A 15,901-nucleotide genomic window follows, 5' to 3' on the forward strand; every position below is an offset into this window, starting at 1 on the left:
TCAATAATTAAAATGGCCTTAACATTTAATGGTAATATTCATATGGATAAGCGTGATTATAAATTCTGAAACTGCGTGAGATGACTTATGGATAAAGTTATTTCGCGGACTGCATTGTAATTTCTGGAGGCTAAAGGTGTTGTATATTCTCTCGTGTATAAAACGAGGGACCTGCCATGCCATAAATTTAAGTTGGTGGTAACTATGAATACGAAAAAGGTTTTTCTGCTCAGTTATGATATTTTTCTTTTCTCAGGGATAAAAGCGTGGTTGCCAAATCTGGTGTTGGTCGATGCGCGGGCATTTATTTCTGGTTCACAGTCAATTATTCCACGGTATCCATCCTGTTTACTGGTGATCGATAACCGGTTACCATTATTCCAGGTCAGGAAGTGGTTTCAGAGAAATAGCACGCAGTTTATCAATATAAACTGTATTGTTCTTCGGATGAATGAAAGTCGTTCTATTAATCGGGGGTATGAGGAGTATGCATTCATTAATGGACGGGAACTATCGGATCAGCTGATTTCTCAGTTGAGAGCCAATCTAATGGCTCCCAATGAGGTTGTGGAAGTCACTAAAGGTTCAGCGATATTTACTTTTCATTTGACTGAGTTTGAAGAGAAAATGCTGTATGCATCTTTCACAAAGGAAAAATTGCACGATTTTTGTCATGCTAACTCGATAACAATTAAGTCAGTGTATCGATATCGGGAACGCATTACCGCTCGTCTGGGATTTTCTCATTTTAATGAAACTATCATTTTTTTAACCAGGAATAATCTATTGCATGAAGGTTCCTCGACGAACAGTCATTCTGGTAAGAATGTAATATACGGCGAAGCATATGATGTCTCAGATTCTGGTCGACTGAGTATGGCAATAAGGAATGAAGAAATCATTCCTTATTTTCAACCCATCGTAAATATCAACGAAGATGTCTGTGGTGTTGAGGTTTTGGCTCGTTGGCCACAGGGGGATAATTATGCTATTTCTCAGCGTGAGTTTATACCGCTGGCTGAAAAATGTGGCTTAATGAATGAGTTAACGAGCTATTTAATGAACGCCGTCGCGCGTAATCTGGTCGACGGAAGCGAGGATTTCAATAAAACTTTATTCGTCTCTTTTAATGTGAGTCCATCAGGTTTAAGTAACCCCGTCTTTTATTGGGAGTGTCTTAATTTTATGGAAATAACGCAAAGGCTACCGATAAAATTGATGATTGAAATAACTGAAAACCAGACTCTCACTATTACTCCTGCAATCAAAGAGCTGATACGATCGTTGCGAAACAGAGGGGTTCTGTTTGCTTTAGATGATTTTGGGACGGGATACGCTAACCTTTGTTATCTCAATGAGTTAGACCTGGATGTTATAAAAATTGATAAAACGTTTATCAAAGCGATTAAAGAAGTTGAGCAACATATCCCTATGCTCGAGTCAATCATTCACCTTTCCGAACTCCTGGGGTTACGCATGGTGGCGGAAGGCGTTGAACATGGCTATCAGCAGCAATGGTTGGGGAAAAATAATGTTGATTACCTGCAGGGTTATCAATTTTTACCGCCAGTGACGTTTGATGATTTTATGCGTTACTACAAGCAGTCTTTAGATTTTTTTGAATCAGCGTCGGATTCTACTTTCTCAACGTAAAGCCTTTCGGGAACATCAGGGGCGGATGCCTCTGATGCAGGTATTTTTGTCGAGGTGAGTACGATAACTCCCGCCTGTCTGGTGAAGGCGATAGCCTGTTGTGAGTGAGGCATCGTTTGTTTATGTATCTAATACGGGGTATTTATAGCGGTATCAGCGTTAATTAAACCGATGCCGAGGTGAGTTCCTGGCCATGCGTCATTTCCTGACAAAATTAAGAGTCTGGTTTCCGCCGCCTCTTATCTTAGTACTTTTTCTCGTTGCGGATGTGCTGACGGCGAGTCCGCGTTTCACATTCGGCGGGGTGAATATCGTGATAAGCACATTGCTGGCCGGCGTCAGTCTGTTGGTGATATTGCATACCGCGTGGCAGATGCGGATGAAACGTACGACCCTGAATCCGCTGCATGCACATAAATCGACCACGCTTGTTACCGACGGATGTTATGCCTGGAGCCGCAACCCGATCTACCTTGGTATGAGTGGACTCCAGTTGGCCTTTGCTCTTTGCATCGGTAGCCTGACTGGAGTACTGGCTGTACCGGTGTTTATGCTGGCGGTTGCCAGATTGCATATTGATTTTGAAGAGGAACAACTGCGAAAACATTTCGGGCTGGAGTGGGAGCGCTATGAACAACACGTTCGCCGCTGGTTATAGTAATACCCGACCACGTATAAGCATGCCTGTAACGACACGATTCGTGCGTAATTGAAACCGGATGATGCAAAAATAGGCGTTTGATTCGCAAGGCCATTGACGCATCGCCCGGTTAGTTTTAACCTTCTACCCCGTGCTCACATTCGTGGACATGTCCTTTTCAGGGCCGATATAGCTCAGTTGGTAGAGCAGCGCATTCGTAATGCGAAGGTCGTAGGTTCGACTCCTATTATCGGCACCATTTCAAATTCTTCCAAGGTCTACCGAAATCAACTCAAAGCCCGTATATTGCGGTTTACAGCCCGTATCTTATCTCCTGTTATCAACTGGACTCAACCGAAATCAAGTCACAGTTGGGGGCATAAGTGGGGGCTCTCTGTGTTCGGTCCAGGGAGATGCCCCTAATGAAGCTAAATGCGCGACAGGTAGATGCAGCTAAACCCAGAGAGAAGGCCTATAAGCTGGCAGATGGTGCTGGTTTGTATCTTGAGGTTGTTCCCTCTGGTTCCTGATATTGGCGGATTGTAGTGGCATACTGGATTAGGTCACCTACCAGTTTGATTTGAGATGCAAGTGCTGTTGCCATCAAAGCAGTTGCCTCGATGACGGTTTTATCTGTGGTCAGGGCGTCCGGTAGCCCACACTGATGAGGCAAGCATGTGTTGATCTGCGCCCTATCTATGGTGTTATTCGTAAATAGGGCGTGGTAAAGGTATCAGCTGTTTTTATTTTTTAAAGTATTTCCTCTCAGCGTTAAAGTAACAGATATTTTGTATCATTCCCCCTGCTACCGACAGTTGATTCGTATATTCCCCGCGCTCAATTAAATCACCGACAAAATTACATAAAATACGACGAAAATACTCATGTCGAGGGTAGGATAAAAAGCTTCTGGAATCGGTTGTCATGCCGATAAAGTGACCTAATAGCAGAGCGTTGCCAAATGTTGTAAGTTGGTTTTCCATGCCGACTTTATGATCGTTATGCCACCAGGCAGGGCCAGGTTGCACTTTTGCCAAAGCTTTGTCGCCCGGAAAATTCCCCGCCAGTGTTGCCAGAGCTGAATCCAGTGTTGGATTAAGGCTGAATAGCAGAGTATCAGGCAGGCTCTCCTGCTGTTCCATACGATTGAGCAATAACACCAAATCATCCATACATGGGCGGTCGGTTGGCGAATCGTAACCGCAATCGCGTCCGAGATGTGCCAGCATACGGCTATTCACGCTGCGCATGGCGCCGATGTGAATTTGCATGGTCCAGTTAAGCTGGGCATAACGGGAAGCCAGAAAGCAGAGCGTTTCGGTTCTGAATTGAATCACTTCCTTCGCGCTTAACGGGTCGCGATTGAGCGCTTTTTCAAAAATATGCTCCAGCTCTGACGGCGTGGCCGGAATATACCGCATCAGATCTAAGCCGTGGTCCGACATTCGGCAGTGTTGCTGGTGAAAGAAATCAATACGATTACTTAACGCCCGGCAGTAATTCTGGTAACTATCGAGCCTTATGCCTGACCGGGCCGCCAGTTTTTCAACGTAATCAATAAAATTCTGGTTATCTATAGCCAGCGCTTTGTCGGGGCGGTAAGTCGGAAATACGCCGATGCGGAAATCGTCCTGGGCGGCTAAGTGTTGATGGTATTTCAGGTCGTCGACCGGATCGTCGCTGGTGCAGACATAGTTAACATTAGCCCGTAGCATTAATTTCTGTGCTGAAAAGTCGGGGGAGGCTATTTTTTTATTACACTGCTCCCACAAATATTCCGCTGTTTCAATGGATATCTCATCTTCAATATCAAAAAAACGCAGTAATTCTAAATGACTCCAGTGATAAACCGGATTTCCGATGGCTGAAGGCAATACCTTACAGTAATGCATGAATTTACTTTTATTGTCGCCGTCGCCCATTATGAATTTTTCTGCTACACCACCAAAGCGCATTAAACGCCACTTATAGTGATCTCCGCCCAGCCATAATTCGGTAATATTATCAAAGCGCTTATCAGTCGCGATTTGCTCCGGGATAAGATGGCAATGAAAATCAAATATTGGCATCGGTTCGGCGTAATCAAAATATAACTTTTGCGCTGTTAAGCTTCTCAATAAAAAGTCTTTTTTTATAAATGACATAAGACTTCCTCCTCATAAGAATAATTTATTAATTCAACTTTTTTGTTTAAATTTGTGCGCGCTATTTACACCCGTCATACTTAAAGCTGCCTGTGCGTTGGCTGCCCGTACTTGTCCCAGTCGCTTACCTGAGTAAAATCCTGGGACTCGTGTGGTTGCAGCCTTCAAATAACTAAAATTATTCAGGGGTATGATGACTTATTGGTTGTTCGCTTTGTGTTTAATAATATGTACGGCGACAACGGACAGTAAACAGCATGCCCAGATATAACCAAATACATAGGTGGGTTTACCCTCGGCCAGCGTCACTAGCCAGGCGCAGATAAACGGGGTCGGTCCGGCGATTAGCATGCCGTTTAGTTCTCTTGACAACGCAACCCCTGAAAACCGGTAGCGTATCGGGAATAAATTTACTAAAAAGGCGCCCTGAGAACCGGATGTCGCGCCGTAGCCGATGCCGTAAAGAATACACATACCGAGGATAACGAAAGCCAGATTTTGCGTATCAAGAATCGCGAAAAAGGGAATGCTAAACAGAGCGATAAAAATACAACCTAGCGAGTAGACTTTCGCCGCACCCACTTTATCGGAAATACTCCCCATAATAGGCGTGCCGATAATGCCGGCGATAGAGCCGCATATAAGTGCGATCAGGCTGTCTGTTCTCGTCATGCCGAGGGTATTTACCATGTAACTGATACTGAATACGCTCAAGATATAGGAATTTGCCTGATGTGCCGTGACGCTGAGAAAGGCATAGAATACTTCTTTCGGACTATTTTTTAATAACTCAGATAGGGGGACTTTCTGCGTTTTCTTTTTCTTCTCGGCTTCGGCCATGCTTTTTTGGTAAGCCGGCGTCTCATCCAGATTATGCCGGATGTAAAAAGCGAGGATAAAAAGTACTGAGGAGGCTAAAAATGGAATGCGCCACCCCCAACTGAGAAACGCGTCTTCCGGTAATTGCGAAACCAGCAAGAAGGCACCTGTCGCAAGCATAATCCCCACAACGGTCGACGCATTGATGATAGAGGTATAGAAAGCCCGGCGCTTAAAGGGAACATATTCCCCGACAAATGTCAGCGCCCCCGCCAGCTCGGCGCCAGCGCCAAATCCCTGGAGCAAGCGTAACAGCACCAATAGCACGGATGACCACACGCCGATATGAAAATAGCTCGGCAGCAGGCCCAGCGCGACGGTTGTTAATCCCATCAGGACGATAGAAAATATCAGGGCGGGTTTTCGTCCCCATTTATCGCCGATGTGAGAGATGATCACCCCTCCCAGCGGTCTGGCGAAATAACCGACGGCAAATGTCGCCAGCGCGGCTAATAAGGCGGACGACGGCGAAAGGGAAGGAAAGAAGAGTTTGTTTATGACTAAGCCTGCCGCCGCACCATAGAGCGCATAATCGTACCATTCGATAATCGTACCTACCGAACCAGCTACGACGACTTTTCTTATCGTTCTGGTATCAGCTTCTGGCTGTATACCTTCTTTATATACTATGTCTGTCACAATAATTATCTCCAACTAGAATTGTTATGCGCCTAATAAAAGAGATTTTTCAGCCAGAGCAATGACGAAGCGGCCGACTGTTATTCTCAACGAGGTAATTTCAATTCATACGGACTATTTACTCTCATTATTAATTTACCATTCCCCTGGTGCTGAAAAATGCGCTGCACAAGGGAGGATGCCCAAGTCACTCTCACCTTCGAGGCTATCATCACGCCGCCCACTTACCCTATCAACCTGCATGACATGGTGGGTGGTTGTATTAGCATCATTTCTTTTCAGCTCGTGATAAAGGTCACGGCAGTTTTATTTAAATAATGTCGCCGCAGTACATCCTCTGGATAGGACATGCAAAGCGGTAACGCCTATTCTTCTATTTTGAGCTTGGCAATCTAAAGTTATATTAATAATGGAGAATTATTTTACCCACCTTATTCAATGTTCATTTTCACACCGCGCGGGTATCAATACGTCTCTGCTTTGATATTTATAAGGAATAAAATATTCTTTATGCCCCTGTTCTTCACTTTTACTTTTTTTCCCAGAGGCGATCACCATAACCAATTCGGCTATTTCTGTTGAAAGCGCCTGTTGGGAGAGTGCTCCACTTAAAAGACGGCCTGCATCCACATCCATATCTTCCGACATGTTGGCGTAAGTCTGGCTGTTACCGGTTATTTTAATGACCGGTGCGACGACGGAACCGACTACGCTGCCGCGTCCGGTAACAAAAAAGATAATGTGGCTGCCGCAGGAAATAAGCGCCATCAGCCCTTCATTATCATTGGGGTTGGTAATGCCGAATTGCATCCAATGAGGGTCCGGGGTGGAATCAAGCAGCCATAACCCTTTTCCTTTCGGACTACTGCTGACTTTCAGTATTCCCTGAATAGGACGGGAACCGCTTTTTATCACTGCGCCCATGCTTTTTTCTTCAATAGTGGACAATCCGCCAGCGAAATTACCCGGGCTGACGGAGTATTGCCTTACCGATTTACAGTAATCCAGCGCCTTATTGTAAGTGGCGATGATTTGCTCCCTGGCAGCTTCTGTCGCGGCCCTTGCCGACAAGATATCAATCAGACCAATGGCTTCGACAATCTCTTCAAAGATCGCGGTACCGCCGGCATCAATTAACCAGTCGAAAAAATTTCCTACCGCCACATTGCCCGCCAGGCCGCTGGTATAATCGCTTCCGCCGCATTCGCTGCCGATGATGAGATCGGAGAATCCCATCGCCACGCGTGGCGTATGACTTAATTCGTCCTGAATGTGTTTAACGTATTTAACTCCAAGCTCGATACTGCTTTTTGTGCCGCCGGCCTGCTGAATGAAAAACCAGTTGGTCGGTTTGCCTTCTTCTTTCGCGATATTACTGAGCCACTCCGGCTGAATATATTCGCACCCCAACCCAACGGCGAGAACGCCGCCGACGTTGGGATGGCGAATCAACGCAATAAGCATTCTTACGGCATATTCGTTATCGGTACAGCCTGAAAAGCCCACGACCTCCACTTCGGAATCGTTAATCTGGGCGACGATTTTGTCTGCGATGAAATGGGCGCATTCAACGGTATAAATGACCAGTGTTTTATTACGGATGCCTTTTGCTCCACTCTGGCGTTGGTAACCCTGCCAGCTTATGGTTTTCAGACTATCTGATTCATTCATATTTAATATCCTTTGGCGCGCCGGTGACGACATCCAGACTGGCGGAACGTCGATCGTAATTGCTGCACATTACGTGCAAATGCACCCAGTCTCCTGGCCTGATATCCTGCGTGGCCGTGCCGATGCTAATACCATATTTAACGATCGGCGCGCCTTGGGCGATAAAAGATAGGGCAATCTTATGGCCGATATGAATCTCTTCATTTGCATCGATTACCCCCTCTTCGGCACCGCGAATATTCGCCGTTTCTCCGTGCTTAAACGATGTCAGCGCGGTTGCAACGTTATCGGTTGCATTAATTTTGTATACCACATTGTCCATAGTCGCTTCCGGTTTAATAACTGCCAGTGATCGGCACTGTTAAAGACATAACGGTTGGCATCCCTCCCTTAATAACATCGACCTCCGTGCATGATGGCGAGAATTGCCCTGTTTTCAAAAACCGATGAGCGCGCCGCCATCGACAATCAGTACATGGCCGCTGACGAATCCCGCGGCGTCGGACGCAAGATACGTCGCCGCCCAGCCGATATCATCCGGCTTACCGAATTTTTTCATCGGCGTACGGCCGAGGATCTTGTTTTTACGTTCATCGTCGCCCTCAATGGCCTTACGCAACATAGGCGTATCGATCCAGCCGGGGGCGATGCCGTTCACCCGGATGCCGGCGCCGGATAACTCCGTCGCCAGACCGCGGATCAATCCCAGATAGGCGGATTTTGCCGCCGCATAGCCGGTGACATAAGGCTGGCCGAGGAACGAGGTCATGGAGGCGGTAAACAACACCGAAGCATTGCCGAGCTGTTTCATATGCGGCACTAGCGCGCGAGTGAGGGCGAAAGCGCCGACGACGTGCACATCTAGCACCGATTCGAACTCTTTAACGCTCATCTCTTCGATAGGCTTCTTACAGTGATTGCCTGCATTATTCACCAGAATGTCGATGTGCTTATGTTGTTGCAGTAAATCGCCGACCCAGCGTTCCGTCTCATCGGTATCAGTGACGTTGAACTGCGTCCATGAAGCGTTCGGCCCTAAATCGTCGGCCGCTTTTTTGGCTGCATCGGCGTTCATGTCGGCAATGATCACCTGTGCGCCGCTGGTTATCATGCATTTTGCCATCGCATAACCCAAACCGCTGCCGGCACCGGTAATTAAGGCTTTTTTATTCGTTAAAGAAAATATGCTTGTGTCTGACATACTGTTTCTCCAAAATCATTTATTACCGTTTTGACAGGATGCTTACATTACGCCGAATTTTTCAAAAGCTTCTACCGTACTCATACCTTTGGCTATCGCTTTACGGACTTGGTTTTCCGTCGATACTTTTTCCAACGCTTTACTGATAACTTCTGTCTCCAGCGCTTGCGGTATAATTAAAACGCCGTCGCGATCGCCGAAGATGATGTCACCGGGATTGACGCGCACTCCGCTGAATTCAATCGGCACGCGATAATCGATAACTTTTCCCCGCGGCCCCTGGTCCTGGGCGTAAGTTCCATGGGAAAATACCGGAAAATCCAGGTCATAAATTTCTGACGTATCACGAGAAAAGCCATCCAGTACGGCACCTGCAGCTTTTAGTTTAATGGCGCGGGCCGACATAAGTCCGCCCCAGAGTGCGTAACGTAGAGAGCATCCCGTCGTGATATAAACTTCATTTTCCTGTAAGGAATCCAATGCTTCAAACATAATACCAAAGGGTTTTTCCCCTATGTCGCTCTTATTTGAACTGGAATGAAGTTCAAATACATCGGCCTCTAATACCGGCATTGCCCGGCCAACCACCACCATATTTGAACGAATGGGCTTAACCACAGGCGCAATAAACTGGTGTAAATACCCAAGCGTATCAAGAATATCACCCACTGCTGCGGGGAATAGATTTGTTCGCATTAAGTGAAAAAGTTCTTTGTCATTTTCCCACATACTTTATCCCTATCTCATCATTTATTTGAATGAAATCAATATACTTACTAAATTAATGACTACGTGAGAGGCCCGTTATTGTGTTCGGCGATTCATAAAAACATCTAAACGCGTTACACACACCCATCATATACACCTGTCTGACAGGTGTATATGATGGGTGTGTTAGTTATGTGATAATGATCATGATTTTAAACTAATGAGGTGCTCGTCCCTTTCATGTCGGCATCAATGGCGATTATTGCCGACGAGATTGGTAGAGCGCGGAGATCGTCGCGATGTAAATTTTGCCCGGTATTCCTCAAATTCAGGCGGAATCGGCGGATTCGTTTTTACTTTTTTTGTGGGAAAATAAGCAATAAGATGAGCCCTGGCGCAGGCGGAGGTTGTGACGAGCTGGTGCCAGGACGGCATGCAGCAAAGCAACATAGCCGATGTTCACTCCCGGTGGAGGTCGGTTAGTAAGGGTAACCCCCTGAAAATGAGCAGTCGGTATAGCATCTTTGTTTCAGAGACGTTATCTGAAATGAGAGTAAATCCGTGCTGAGACAGGTTCTTAACAACGACGGAATACAGTAGGGATGAAAAAAACAATACTTAGACAAGACACATTATCTTCGCAGGTTAAGAACTACATCCTGCAACTGATTATGAAGGAAAAGTTGGTTGCAGGAATGGCGGTACCCAGCGAGATGCAACTGATCCAGGATCTGGGAGTCAGTCGGGGCGTGGTAAGGGAAGCCTATCGTTCTTTAGCCGCTTTGGGAATATTAGAGATTCAGAGCGGTAAATTGCCGACCATAAAAAAAATCGACACTAATGTTCTACAGCTTATTATCAATTTTGCGGTCATTACAGAGCAGGTCACTCACAAGGATATACTTGCAGTCAGGCGTCATCTTGAAATGGGGTGTGTACATCTGGCGGCGATTAACGGCAAAGAAGAGGATTTTGAAAAACTCAGGGAAGAAATGCGGCTAATTAAGGAAAACTTTAAGGACGTGGATGATTTTATTAGCCACGATTTGCAATTTCATTTCATTCTTTCCCGCGCGTCGGGTAATACACTGCTTTCTATTTTACTTCAGTCGCTGCATGAACAGCTAATGACCTCGATGCGCGCCGGTTTGGTTGCACAGAGTAAGAAAGAAAAAGAGTATGAAATTAAAATAATCGAGCTGCATCAGCGTATTTGCGACGCCGTTTGCACCAGAGATCCTGAACGAGCCGTACAGGCTATGGCCGAACATTTTGAAAATGCCATCGACGCGTTGATCGATTAGCCGTCGAGCAACGTCGAATCTTTAAAGCTATACCCTATTGTTAGTTGGAAATAACGGATTAATATCCCGCTATATGGTTAAATGTCGTAAATGTGTACTAGCGTAAAGTAAGATTGAACCATACCAGAATGTGACAGGCTGATGCGCCCTGCGGGCTTGTCCAACCCCGCGGCTGTATAGAAACAAGTTCTGAACAGACTCACAGTTTTCGTTGCAGGCCAACAAAAATAAATACGGGCACTAGGAATATTTTCTGGACTCTTTTTTCAATAGTGACGAAATAAGCAGCATAAATATCATTCTTAGGCAATCAATCGTCGGCAAATGCATTTCAGGGTAATCCTTGAGTACTTTAGTTGTCTTCTTCAGTTAATGAAAGGTATTAGAGAGGACTTAGGGTAGCCCTAACTCCTCTTCTTAGGAAAAGCTTCGTAGATAGTCATGATCAAACTTAACAGTTATTGGTAATGCGAAGGAAATTCCATCAAGTTGAGGCTTTGTTGAATAAATCAGAGTTAGACGACAGGCTCCCGTTACCGCATCTGTTATGCGATCCGGACGCTGTGAGGCATATCAAACAACGTCATCCGGTCCAGCGCTTAAGCCATTGCCATCGCGTCACCCACCTGCGGTTCATAGTCCCGAATGCTCAGATGAGCACCCAGCAGGGTTTTGGTATGGAACACAGCCGTTTCTGCCAATGAGCGACGATGATAACCTACTTGAAAGAGTAGCCCGTCGGGCGGAACTCCTGAACCAAATGCGGGGTATTGTTGATTATGATAATCCTCTGTATGTACCGGTTCGCAAAGCCGAATATGTCGCAGAGTTGCATTATAGTTTTCTCCTTACTCCCTGGCTGACTGTACGTCCTAACCTTCAGTTACTCGCTCATCCGGGAGGAAGTGAGGAGATTAAAGACGCGTGGGTTGTCGGAAATCAGGTGACGGTTAAATTCTGATAAAACGGGTGGCGCCGTCTGGCCTAACCAGGATGAGCGAAAATAGCGAAGCATTTAGAGGCCAGCTAATTTTATGAACCATATCGGCGGGTTTCTGGTTCATGGCGAGCCTGAAATCGTATAGTCCAGGCTGGCATAAAAGGGACGGTTGTAAAAAACTGCTTTCTCAGAATGATTCGCGTCTGAGCCAGGGGCTCTCGACCAGCACCTTGTCCCGGTGGGTGTCGCCATTGATAATGTGCAATGTACTTAAGCGACCAATCTCATAATGTGGCAACTGGACCGTGGATAGTGGGGGTAAAAACAAATTTCCGATGCCTACAAGATTATCGTAGCCAAGAACGGCAATATCCTGTGGGATTCGGATACCCTGCGTCAACAGCGTTTGATACACCATAAATGCAATACGGTCGTTGCCACAGATGACCGAATCAAATCGCGGTTTCCCCTGAACGATATGCGCCAGCAGCATCTCCGGAATATCCCGGTAGTGCTCATCGCCAAATTGCATATAGCAGTGCTCAAGCGTATCAGGATCGATACCGGCTTCACGGTAGGCGCGATCAAGCCCCCGACGGCGGCGACGCGTCGCCAGATGGTTGACAGGTAAATGCAGGCAGAGAGGGCGGCGGTATCCCGCAGCCAGTAGAGCCTGTACGGCCGTATACTGGCCTTGTTCATCGTCAGGTATATAGCTGGCAACCGGTTCTCCCTTGTTCTCGCAGTTGGCCAGAACGCAAGGGTGCTCCAGTAGCCGAGGCGGGATGCTCACTTCACGCAACCCCATGGTGGTGAAAATGATCCCCCCGGGTCGGTGGGCGAGCAGCAGGTCGACAATATCGTCAGGATTATCATCGGTAAACATATTCACCACGAAGCTGTTCCAGCCATACGCCCGTGCGGTTTCCTCGATAGACAGCGTGATTTCTACCGAAAAAGGGGTGGTGACGGTATCCAGCGCCAGCACGCCGATGGTTTTGTTCCGGGAGCCGACACGACGAACCTGCCGGGCTGAGAGGTCTGGCACGTAATTTAACTGCAGGATCGCCTCCTGCACCCGGGACAGGGTTTCAGGCTTTACGCGTTTCGGGTCATTCAGCACCCGTGAAACCGTCATGAGCGATACATTGGCCAGTTTGGCCACATCTTTTAAAGACGCCATAGTTTTCCATTATCTGAATGCATTTAACCCTGTAAGGTGTTTTGAGCCAATGCGAATGTCCTATTCTAGGCACCGATACCCAGGGTTACGCAAGTCATGCTCAAAAGTTTGAGCGCGATCTCAACACATTAATGTTAACGTTAACTTTTGTGATTAACATCGAGTATCCCACCAAAATCGAGTGTACGTCTTAAATGTTAACGTTACCATCTTAGCATATCCTTCTTGCGAGATTACATAGATGAAAAAACGGCCTACTCAAAGTTACATGCTGCTCAGCGCTCTGCTGTTCTTTTTCTTTGTGACCTGGTCCTCATCAAGTTCACTTCTCTCTATCTGGCTTCACCAGGAGGTGGGGCTAAAGGCATCGGAAACCGGGATTATTTTTTCCGTTTTATCCGTTTCCGCGCTCTTCGCGCAAGTCTGTTATGGCTTTATCCAGGACCGGCTTGGTCTGCGTAAACATTTGTTATGGTTTATCACCGCCTTGCTGATCCTCTCCGGCCCGGCTTATCTACTTTTTAGCTATTTGCTGAGCGTTAATATTCTGCTGGGTAGCGTATTCGGGGGCTTATTTATCGGGCTGACGTTTAATGGCGGTATTGGCGTTCTGGAGTCCTATACCGAGCGTGTTGCGCGTCAGAGTACCTTTGAGTTTGGGCGGGCACGCATGTGGGGGTCTCTGGGCTGGGCTGTCGCTACGTTTTTTGCCGGGTTACTGTTTAATATCAACCCTGACCTTAACTTCCTGGTGGCCTCTTGCTCAGGCTTAATCTTCTTCTGTCTGCTAGCCCGCTTAAAGGTGGCCGCGCCGGCAAGCATGGAGAAACTCGAAATCGGCGCGAAAAAAGTTTCTCTGGAAGACGCCCTGCGTCTGCTCACTCTGCCGCGCTTCTGGGCGCTGATATTTTTCGTGGTCGGAACCTGCATTTATGGCGTATATGATCAGCAATTCCCAGTCTATTTTTCGTCACAGTTCCCGACATTACGAGAAGGGAACGAGATGTTTGGCTATTTAAACTCTTTCCAGGTTTTTCTCGAGGCTGCGGGTATGTTTTGTGCGCCCTGGCTAGTTAATCGCATTGGCGCTAAAAATGGTTTGATATTCGCCGGAATGGTGATGGCGCTGCGCATGATTGCTTCCGGGCTGGTGGAAGGCCCCTTGCTTATCTCTATTACCAAACTGCTTCACGCGGTCGAACTGCCAATATTGTTAGTCGCCATATTTAAATACAACAGTCTGAATTTCGACAAACGTCTCTCCTCCACCATTTATCTGGTGGGATTCGCCTGCACCAGCTCCGTCATTGGCACCGTATTGTCCCCGCTGGCAGGCTTTAGCTATGAGAGATTTGGCTTCGCCCAATCCTATCTGATCATGGGCATCATGGTGTTCAGCACCACGTTTATTTCCATTTTCCTTTTGCGCTCAACTAAATCCTCATCTGAGCCATCTTTTCTGCAGCAAAACGCTGTGTAATGTACTGAGAGTAAAGACGATGACATCCTTATTAGAACAGGCTGAACAGGTGCTTGAAAAAGCACAATCCGGGATTAATCCGCGCTGGTATCCGCGCTATCACCTTGCTCCTCGCGCAGGCTGGATGAATGATCCTAATGGCCTGGTATGGTTTGACGGTTGGTATCACGCTTTTTATCAACACCACCCCTATTCCCCGAAATGGGGGCCGATGCACTGGGGGCACGCCCGAAGCAAAGATCTGGTGCATTGGGAACATCTGCCCGTCGCGCTAGCGCCGGAAGGCCCGGCGGACAAAGACGGCTGTTTCTCCGGCTCCGCCGTGGTGGACGGCGATACACTGGCGCTGATCTATACCGGACATAAATTTCACGGCCCGGCGGACACAGACGACAACCTCTACCAAGTGCAGTGTCTGGCGACCAGTCGTGACGGCATCCATTTTGAACGGCATGGTATGGTGATTGATACGCCGCCCGGACTGCATCATTTTCGCGATCCTAAGGTGTGGCGCGAAGGTGAGTTCTGGTACATGGTTGTCGGTACCCGCGTAGAGAATAGCGGCCAGGTACGCCTGTACCGTTCCACCGATCTCCGCGAATGGCATGATGAAGGCATCTTCGCCGAGGCTGATGAAGGCAAGGGCTTTATGTGGGAATGCCCGGATTTCTTCCCCCTGGGAGAGAAGCGTATCCTGATGTTCTCGCCACAGGGTATGGCTGCGGAAGGGTATCACTATCGCAATCTGTTCCAGAGTGGCTATTTACTTGGGGATTGGCAGCCAGGTCAACCGTTCACCCACAGCGGACAATTTACCGAGCTGGACCACGGCCACGACTTTTATGCCCCGCAGAGTTTCGTGACTCCGGATGGCCGACGCATTGTCATTGGGTGGCTGGATATGTGGGAATCACCGATGCCTGAACAGCAGGATGGCTGGGCCGGAATGCTCTCGCTTCCGCGCGAATTAAGCCTTGTCGATGATGATCATGTGAGGATGAAACCTGCTGCCGAAGTGACCGCGCTGCGTGGCTGTTATTATCCCACCCCCGTCCGCTGCCTGAACAATCAGAACGTCCTTGTCGCGGCAGATGCCGATGCGGTCGAAGTACAGCTGGCATGGGATTTGAGTGCATCGACGGCTGAACAGTTTGGTATCGCGTTGGGCGACGGGCTGAGAATATACGTCGATGATCAGGCCGGGCGTCTGGTGGTGGAGCGTCGCTATCCAGAATATTCGCTGGAAGGTACTCGCAGTATTCCGCTACCAGCTGGCAGCGTTCTGTCACTGCGAATTTTTATTGACCGCTCATCGGTGGAAGTTTTTGTTAACGATGGTGACGCTTGCTTAAGCAGTCGTATTTATCCGCAGCCGGGCGAGCGCGATATTTCATTGTTTGCAAATCAGGGGGCGGCCTCATTATACGATGCGGGATACTGGTCTTTAGATAAATAATTT

General features: G+C 47.5%; 12 protein-coding genes, 1 tRNA gene and 3 pseudogenes. 8 read left to right on the top strand and 8 right to left on the bottom strand.

From position 1 onward, the window contains the following. The first annotated feature begins 204 nt into the window (after window positions 1-204). From OGV65_RS10910 to OGV65_RS10925, 4 genes and pseudogenes are all read left to right on the top strand, one after another. Complete coding sequence (locus OGV65_RS10910) at window positions 205-1,653, top strand: EAL domain-containing protein (RefSeq protein ID WP_141874848.1); 1,449 nt, start codon at window positions 205-207, stop codon at window positions 1,651-1,653. A gap of 313 nt (window positions 1,654-1,966) precedes the next feature. Then, the gene (locus tag OGV65_RS10915) at window positions 1,967-2,311 is read left to right on the top strand and encodes a methyltransferase family protein (RefSeq protein WP_279263539.1); all 345 of its coding nucleotides are present in this window, start codon (window positions 1,967-1,969) and stop codon (window positions 2,309-2,311) included. A gap of 165 nt (window positions 2,312-2,476) precedes the next feature. Beyond that, window positions 2,477-2,552: transfer RNA gene (locus tag OGV65_RS10920), tRNA-Thr, on the top strand. A 163-nt stretch (window positions 2,553-2,715) separates the two neighbouring features. Beyond that, window positions 2,716-2,820 (top strand): annotated as a pseudogene (locus OGV65_RS10925) (Arm DNA-binding domain-containing protein); the annotation flags it as partial. A 216-nt stretch (window positions 2,821-3,036) separates the two neighbouring features. On the opposite strand, the gene uxaC reads toward OGV65_RS10925, so the two are convergent. From uxaC to OGV65_RS10955, 6 genes are all read right to left on the bottom strand, one after another. Continuing rightward, window positions 3,037-4,437: a glucuronate isomerase gene (uxaC, locus tag OGV65_RS10930; RefSeq protein WP_286454942.1), complete on the bottom strand. Its 1,401-nt coding sequence runs from the start codon at window positions 4,435-4,437 to the stop codon at window positions 3,037-3,039. Between the two features lie 198 nt (window positions 4,438-4,635). Beyond that, the gene (locus OGV65_RS10935) at window positions 4,636-5,955 is read right to left on the bottom strand and encodes an MFS transporter (RefSeq protein WP_227021096.1); all 1,320 of its coding nucleotides are present in this window, start codon (window positions 5,953-5,955) and stop codon (window positions 4,636-4,638) included. A 435-nt stretch (window positions 5,956-6,390) separates the two neighbouring features. Further along, window positions 6,391-7,626, bottom strand: a complete 1,236-nt coding sequence (locus OGV65_RS10940; RefSeq protein WP_286454944.1) for a UxaA family hydrolase — start codon at window positions 7,624-7,626, stop codon at window positions 6,391-6,393. Continuing rightward, a complete protein-coding gene (locus OGV65_RS10945; RefSeq protein WP_047498223.1) occupies window positions 7,619-7,948 on the bottom strand; it encodes a UxaA family hydrolase in 330 nt (109 codons plus the stop codon). The genes OGV65_RS10940 and OGV65_RS10945 overlap by 8 nt, the downstream gene beginning before the upstream one ends. A gap of 114 nt (window positions 7,949-8,062) precedes the next feature. Next, window positions 8,063-8,827, bottom strand: a complete 765-nt coding sequence (locus OGV65_RS10950; protein ID WP_049281645.1) for an SDR family NAD(P)-dependent oxidoreductase — start codon at window positions 8,825-8,827, stop codon at window positions 8,063-8,065. Between the two features lie 42 nt (window positions 8,828-8,869). Beyond that, window positions 8,870-9,556: an RraA family protein gene (locus OGV65_RS10955; RefSeq protein WP_047498229.1), complete on the bottom strand. Its 687-nt coding sequence runs from the start codon at window positions 9,554-9,556 to the stop codon at window positions 8,870-8,872. Between the two features lie 581 nt (window positions 9,557-10,137). Between OGV65_RS10955 and OGV65_RS10960 the strand changes: the two genes are divergently transcribed. After that, window positions 10,138-10,839, top strand: a complete 702-nt coding sequence (locus OGV65_RS10960) for a FadR/GntR family transcriptional regulator (RefSeq protein ID WP_047498231.1) — start codon at window positions 10,138-10,140, stop codon at window positions 10,837-10,839. 599 nt (window positions 10,840-11,438) lie between these two features. Here OGV65_RS10960 and OGV65_RS10965 read toward each other — a convergent pair. After that, window positions 11,439-11,564 (bottom strand): annotated as a pseudogene (locus tag OGV65_RS10965) (IS5/IS1182 family transposase); the annotation flags it as partial. Between OGV65_RS10965 and OGV65_RS10970 the strand changes: the two are divergent. Beyond that, a pseudogene (locus OGV65_RS10970) lies at window positions 11,564-11,800 on the top strand (carbohydrate porin); the annotation flags it as partial. The pseudogenes OGV65_RS10965 and OGV65_RS10970 sit on opposite strands and share 1 nt — an antisense overlap. 166 nt (window positions 11,801-11,966) lie before the next feature. On the opposite strand, the gene OGV65_RS10975 reads toward OGV65_RS10970, so the two are convergent. Beyond that, window positions 11,967-12,962, bottom strand: coding sequence for a LacI family DNA-binding transcriptional regulator (locus OGV65_RS10975; protein WP_047498236.1), 996 nt, complete (start codon window positions 12,960-12,962; stop codon window positions 11,967-11,969). A gap of 241 nt (window positions 12,963-13,203) precedes the next feature. Between OGV65_RS10975 and OGV65_RS10980 the strand changes: the two genes are divergently transcribed. Together OGV65_RS10980 and OGV65_RS10985 are read left to right on the top strand one after the other, a co-directional pair. Beyond that, on the top strand, window positions 13,204-14,442 hold the full coding sequence (locus OGV65_RS10980; protein ID WP_047498239.1) for an MFS transporter: 1,239 nt from the start codon (window positions 13,204-13,206) through the stop codon (window positions 14,440-14,442). Between the two features lie 19 nt (window positions 14,443-14,461). Further along, window positions 14,462-15,898, top strand: coding sequence for a glycoside hydrolase family 32 protein (locus OGV65_RS10985; RefSeq protein ID WP_286454946.1), 1,437 nt, complete (start codon window positions 14,462-14,464; stop codon window positions 15,896-15,898). The last annotated feature ends 3 nt before the right edge of the window (window positions 15,899-15,901 follow it).

It is taken from the genome of Citrobacter sp. Cb004, assembly GCF_030337065.1.
Taxonomy (GTDB): domain Bacteria; phylum Pseudomonadota; class Gammaproteobacteria; order Enterobacterales; family Enterobacteriaceae; genus Citrobacter; species Citrobacter braakii.